This is a genomic window from Leifsonia sp. KNZ12-8B (genome assembly GCF_056755495.1).
Genome location: NZ_JBPGXM010000178.1, coordinates 1 through 5,644 on the forward strand (window position 1 = coordinate 1; position 5,644 = coordinate 5,644).

The 5,644-nt window shown below is 54.9% G+C and carries 3 rRNA genes; all 3 read left to right on the plus strand.

The features are described 5' to 3' along the window. Positions 1 to 294: 294 nt before the first annotated feature. The 3 genes from ACR9ZG_RS17615 to rrf all read left to right on the plus strand — a co-directional run bounded on the left by ACR9ZG_RS17615 (position 295) and on the right by rrf (position 5,599). A 16S ribosomal RNA gene (locus ACR9ZG_RS17615) occupies positions 295 to 1,818 on the plus strand. A gap of 419 nt (positions 1,819 to 2,237) precedes the next feature. Continuing rightward, positions 2,238 to 5,350: ribosomal RNA gene (locus ACR9ZG_RS17620) — 23S ribosomal RNA — on the plus strand. Positions 5,351 to 5,482: 132 nt separating this feature from the next. Then, positions 5,483 to 5,599, plus strand: a 5S ribosomal RNA gene (rrf, locus tag ACR9ZG_RS17625). The 16S, 23S and 5S rRNA genes sit together here, the layout of an rRNA operon. Positions 5,600 to 5,644 lie beyond the last annotated feature (45 nt).

Consider the following 5,644-nt stretch of genomic DNA (forward strand, 5'->3'; position numbering starts at 1 on the left):
GGCGGGGAGTGGTAAGGTAGGGAAGTTGCCTCACTGTGATGCCTGGAAGGGTTGATGGTGGGTGCGTCCGATCCTTGAGAACTCAACAGCGTGCACAATGTCAAATGCCAAATAACCTCGGCATTGGTTTGATGACTTCGGTTTGATGACTGATGCAGGAGATTCCTTTGGATTAGAAACAGAATGTCAGTAGATATTCGAAACTAGTCAGAACAAACTCGCAGTGCGTGGACATATTTCCTGTCTGCGTCTGCACTATGTTTCCCGTTGCTTCGGTGACGTGGAGCTAAACATTTTACGGAGAGTTTGATCCTGGCTCAGGACGAACGCTGGCGGCGTGCTTAACACATGCAAGTCGAACGATGAACCCGGAGCTTGCTCTGGGGGATTAGTGGCGAACGGGTGAGTAACACGTGAGTAACCTGCCCTTGACTCTGGGATAACCTCCGGAAACGGAAGCTAATACCGGATATGACGTGCGGAGGCATCTCCTGTACGTGGAAAGAATTTCGGTCAAGGATGGACTCGCGGCCTATCAGGTAGTTGGTGAGGTAATGGCTCACCAAGCCTACGACGGGTAGCCGGCCTGAGAGGGTGACCGGCCACACTGGGACTGAGACACGGCCCAGACTCCTACGGGAGGCAGCAGTGGGGAATATTGCACAATGGGCGCAAGCCTGATGCAGCAACGCCGCGTGAGGGATGACGGCCTTCGGGTTGTAAACCTCTTTTAGTAGGGAAGAAGCGAAAGTGACGGTACCTGCAGAAAAAGCACCGGCTAACTACGTGCCAGCAGCCGCGGTAATACGTAGGGTGCGAGCGTTGTCCGGAATTATTGGGCGTAAAGAGCTCGTAGGCGGTCTGTCGCGTCTGCTGTGAAAACCCGAGGCTCAACCTCGGGCCTGCAGTGGGTACGGGCAGACTAGAGTGCGGTAGGGGAGAATGGAATTCCTGGTGTAGCGGTGGAATGCGCAGATATCAGGAGGAACACCGATGGCGAAGGCAGTTCTCTGGGCCGTAACTGACGCTGAGGAGCGAAAGCGTGGGGAGCGAACAGGATTAGATACCCTGGTAGTCCACGCCGTAAACGTTGGGCGCTAGATGTGGGGACCATTCCACGGTTTCCGTGTCGCAGCTAACGCATTAAGCGCCCCGCCTGGGGAGTACGGCCGCAAGGCTAAAACTCAAAGGAATTGACGGGGGCCCGCACAAGCGGCGGAGCATGCGGATTAATTCGATGCAACGCGAAGAACCTTACCAAGGCTTGACATACACGAGAACGCTCTAGAAATAGGGAACTCTTTGGACACTCGTGAACAGGTGGTGCATGGTTGTCGTCAGCTCGTGTCGTGAGATGTTGGGTTAAGTCCCGCAACGAGCGCAACCCTCGTTCTATGTTGCCAGCGCGTTATGGCGGGAACTCATAGGAGACTGCCGGGGTCAACTCGGAGGAAGGTGGGGATGACGTCAAATCATCATGCCCCTTATGTCTTGGGCTTCACGCATGCTACAATGGCCGGTACAAAGGGCTGCAATACCGTAAGGTGGAGCGAATCCCAAAAAGCCGGTCTCAGTTCGGATTGAGGTCTGCAACTCGACCTCATGAAGTCGGAGTCGCTAGTAATCGCAGATCAGCAACGCTGCGGTGAATACGTTCCCGGGCCTTGTACACACCGCCCGTCAAGTCATGAAAGTCGGTAACACCCGAAGCCGGTGGCCCAACCCTTGTGGAGGGAGCCGTCGAAGGTGGGATCGGTGATTAGGACTAAGTCGTAACAAGGTAGCCGTACCGGAAGGTGCGGCTGGATCACCTCCTTTCTAAGGAGCATCTGGCACCCGCAGGGGTGTCCAGGCGCCGGATCTGGGACGAATGTTCTCAGCCGGTTAGCTCATGGGTGGAACATTGACATTGGTGCGGAGCCGAGTGGCTCGGACTCAGTACGCCTCTTGCAGGTTGGAACGGTTCGGGTGATGAGGCCCCGCACATGCACGCTGTTGGGTCCTGAGGGACCGGACCTCATCGGAACAGATGAGAACCGAATCCTCTGGACCTTTTCTTGTTGGCCATGACTGGGCCGGCGGAGAAGGTACCGCCCGTACTTTGAGAACTACACAGTGGACGCGAGCATCTTAGATTCGAACCTTCGGGTTCGGATCACAAAGATGATCTGATTTATTAGATCATTGGTCAATCTGCTCATCTTCGGATGGGCCGATCGATTCTAAAACTCATGTGATTTCAAGTTTCTAAGAGCAAACGGTGGATGCCTTGGCATCTGGAGCCGAAGAAGGACGTAGCAATCTGCGATAAGCCTCGGGGAGTTGATAAGCGAACTTTGATCCGAGGATGTCCGAATGGGGAAACCCCGCTGGGCCCGTAAGGTGACCCAGTGACTCCCGCCTGAATATATAGGGCGGGTAGAGGGAACGTGGGGAAGTGAAACATCTCAGTACCCACAGGAAGAGAAAGCAACAGCGATTCCGTTAGTAGTGGCGAGCGAAACCGGAACAGGCTAAACCGATCATGTGTGATAGCCGGCAGGCGTTGCATGGTCGGGGTTGTGGGACTTTTCTGCAGCTTCTGCCGAACTGCGAGCGTTACAGAGGATCATAGGTGAATGGCTTTGAAAGGTCAGCCACAGAGGGTGCCAGCCCCGTAACTGAAATGGTCCGATGGCGCGAAGAGTATCCCAAGTAGCACGGGGCCCGAGAAATCCCGTGTGAATCTGTCAGGACCACCTGATAAGCCTAAATACTCCCAGATGACCGATAGCGGACAAGTACCGTGAGGGAAAGGTGAAAAGTACCCCGGGAGGGGAGTGAAATAGTACCTGAAACCGTTTGCTTACAAACCGTTGGAGCCTCCTTGTTGGGGTGACAGCGTGCCTTTTGAAGAATGAGCCTGCGAGTTAGCGATATGTGGCGAGGTTAACCCGTGAGGGGTAGCCGTAGCGAAAGCGAGTCTGAATAGGGCGATTCAGTCGCATGTCCTAGACCCGAAGCGAAGTGATCTATCCATGGCCAGGCTGAAGCGACGGTAAGACGTCGTGGAGGGCCGAACCCACTTAGGTTGAAAACTGAGGGGATGAGCTGTGGATAGGGGTGAAAGGCCAATCAAACTTCGTGATAGCTGGTTCTCTCCGAAATGCATTTAGGTGCAGCGTTGCGTGTTTCTTGCCGGAGGTAGAGCTACTGGATGGCCGATGGGCCCTACAAGGTTACTGACGTCAGCCAAACTCCGAATGCCGGTAAGTGAGAGCGCAGCAGTGAGACGGTGGGGGATAAGCTTCATCGTCGAGAGGGAAACAACCCAGACCACCAACTAAGGTCCCTAAGCGCGTGCTAAGTGGGAAAGGATGTGGAGTTGCACAGACAACCAGGAGGTTGGCTTAGAAGCAGCCACCCTTGAAAGAGTGCGTAATAGCTCACTGGTCAAGTGATTCCGCGCCGACAATGTAACGGGGCTCAAGCACGCCACCGAAGTTGTGGCATTGACACTTTTGGTAGGCCTTCGTGGTCCAGCCGTGTTGATGGGTAGGAGAGCGTCGTGTGGCGAGTGAAGCGGCGGTGGAAACCAGCCGTGGACGCTACACGAGTGAGAATGCAGGCATGAGTAGCGAAAGACGGGTGAGAAACCCGTCCTCCGAAAGACCAAGGGTTCCAGGGCCAGGCTAATCCGCCCTGGGTAAGTCGGGACCTAAGGCGAGGCCGACAGGCGTAGTCGATGGACAACGGGTTGATATTCCCGTACCGGCGAAGAACCGCCCAAGCTAATCCAGTGGTGCTAAGAGTCCTAATCCCGGATTCGGATCCCTTCGGGGTGAAGGTCCGGGCCTAACGCTCGACCCCATGCTGGTGCGGCTAGCGTATTAACAGGTGTGACGCAGGAAGGTAGCTGTACCGGGCGATGGTTGTCCCGGGGCAAGGATGTAGGGCAAGAGATAGGCAAATCCGTCTCTTACATAGCCTGAGATCTTACGCATAGCCGTCAAGGCGAATTCAGTGATCCTATGCTGCCGAGAAAAGCATCGACGCGAGGTTCCAGCCGCCCGTACCCCAAACCGACTCAGGTGGTCAGGTAGAGAATACCAAGGAGATCGAGAGAATCGTGGTTAAGGAACTCGGCAAAATGCCCCCGTAACTTCGGGAGAAGGGGGGCCTGAGGCGTGAAGGGACTTGCTCCTGGAGCGTTTGAAGGCCGCAGAGACCAGTGGGAAGCGACTGTTTACTAAAAACACAGGTCCGTGCCAAGTCGCAAGACGATGTATACGGACTGACGCCTGCCCGGTGCTGGAAGGTTAAGAGGAAGGGTTAGCTTTTGCGAAGCTCAGAATTTAAGCCCCAGTAAACGGCGGTGGTAACTATAACCATCCTAAGGTAGCGAAATTCCTTGTCGGGTAAGTTCCGACCTGCACGAATGGCGTAACGACTTCCCAGCTGTCTCAACCGCGAACTCGGCGAAATTGCATTACGAGTAAAGATGCTCGTTACGCGCAGCAGGACGGAAAGACCCCGTGACCTTTACTATAGCTTGGTATTGGTGTTCGGTGTGGCTTGTGTAGGATAGGTGGGAGACTTTGAAGCGGGCACGCCAGTGTTCGTGGAGTCATTGTTGAAATACCACTCTGGTCACTCTGGATATCTAACTTAGAACCGTAATCCGGTTCAGGGACAGTGCCTGGTGGGTAGTTTAACTGGGGCGGTTGCCTCCCAAAAAGTAACGGAGGCGCCCAAAGGTTCCCTCAACCTGGTTGGCAATCAGGTGTCGAGTGTAAGTGCACAAGGGAGCTTGACTGTGAGACTGACAAGTCGAGCAGGGACGAAAGTCGGGACTAGTGATCCGGCAGTGGCTTGTGGAAGCGCTGTCGCTCAACGGATAAAAGGTACCTCGGGGATAACAGGCTGATCTTGCCCAAGAGTCCATATCGACGGCATGGTTTGGCACCTCGATGTCGGCTCGTCGCATCCTGGGGCTGGAGTAGGTCCCAAGGGTTGGGCTGTTCGCCCATTAAAGCGGTACGCGAGCTGGGTTTAGAACGTCGTGAGACAGTTCGGTCCCTATCCGCTGCGCGCGTAGGAAATTTGAGAGGATCTGACCCTAGTACGAGAGGACCGGGTTGGACGAACCTCTGGTGTGCCAGTTGTTCTGCCAAGAGCACCGCTGGTTAGCTACGTTCGGGATGGATAACCGCTGAAAGCATCTAAGCGGGAAGCCGGCCTCAAGATGAGATTTCCATACCTTCGGGTGAGAGGCTCCCAGCTAGACTACTGGGTTGATAGGCCGGATGTGGAAGTGGGGACGAAAGACCCATGGAGCTGACCGGTACTAATAAGCCGATAACTTGATAATCACTACTCTCATACTGTTGTAAGGCTGGTATGAGAGGCCAGATTGCCCGCGTCCACTATGTGGTTCTCGATGTACGGTCGAGAACCGATCCAAGCAAAAGCTTGATCGTTCACTTTGATACATCAATAGTGTTTCGGCGGCCATAGCGAGAGGGAAACGCCCGGTCACATTCCGAACCCGGAAGCTAAGACTCTCTGCGCCGATGGTACTGCAGGGGGGACCCTGTGGGAGAGTAGGACACCGCCGGACTTCTTCGTGAAATGGCCACCCAGTGCTGGGTGGCCATTTTCCGTT